Raw genomic sequence first — 900 nt, forward strand, 5'->3', positions numbered from 1 at the left:
CTTTAATATTATTCTTATTTAGGACTGTTTTAAAAATATTTAATGATTTTATTCCAAGTTTATTTTTGTATTTTTGTCTTTTTTTTAGTGTGTTGTATTCGTTTTTCCATTGCTTAAGTATTAATGAATTTACTGTTCGAGGCAATACCAATAAAGTAATAAGAAAATTCAGCTATTTCCCTAAGAAAAGATTTTATGATATGTACTGTAAGTTGTACATAAAAATGTTGTGCTATAAAAATAAAGTTGTTTGTGATGAAATTCACTCTTGCTCTAAGCAACTGAGAAAAATTAAAGAAAACCATAAAAAAGAAACTGGCAATGAGGTTATTTTATATCCATTACATGTTTTTTCTGACGAATTGGCAATAATTGTTGGTCAAGGAGCTTCAGATAATAAATTATATGTTATTAGTGATGTTACTGAATCTGACTGGAAATCAAAATGGGGGAGTAAAGCAGAGGAATGGAAGTGGAGTAACCAAGATTTAGAATTGTTTAATCCTTTTATTAAGTCAAAGACTGACGCATCAAGAGGTATAAGAGCAATAGTGAAAAAAGTGAGGAATAGTAGTGCTGATTTCGCAGTTTTTCCTGATGCTTTACCAGAATATACAGTACGTAGTGGACAAAAACATTCTTATCAAAAGTCACTTTTATTTGGTAAAGAGTCAAATTTACATGCTGGACCGTTTAATTTCCCTAAATTAATGTTAAAAGATGTGTTGCCATATTATATATACATTAAAAATGGTCGCTTAAAGGTTGAGGTATTACCTGTTATAAGTAGATTTGACGTAAAATGTGAACTGCCATTAATAATTGAGTATGTGATCGGAGGTCCACACTATACACAATGGTTACTTTGGCATTTCCCTTCATTTTTCTATCGACAAGGTT

General features: G+C 30.0%; 1 protein-coding gene. It reads left to right on the forward strand.

The annotated features are described in order from the left end of the window. A partial coding sequence (locus tag AB4493_RS21855; RefSeq protein WP_372155811.1) for a hypothetical protein occupies nt 1–900 on the forward strand: 900 nt, incomplete at both ends.

The organism is Vibrio sp. 10N.222.55.A1, assembly GCF_041473835.1.
In the GTDB taxonomy this organism is placed as follows: domain Bacteria; phylum Pseudomonadota; class Gammaproteobacteria; order Enterobacterales; family Vibrionaceae; genus Vibrio; species Vibrio crassostreae_C.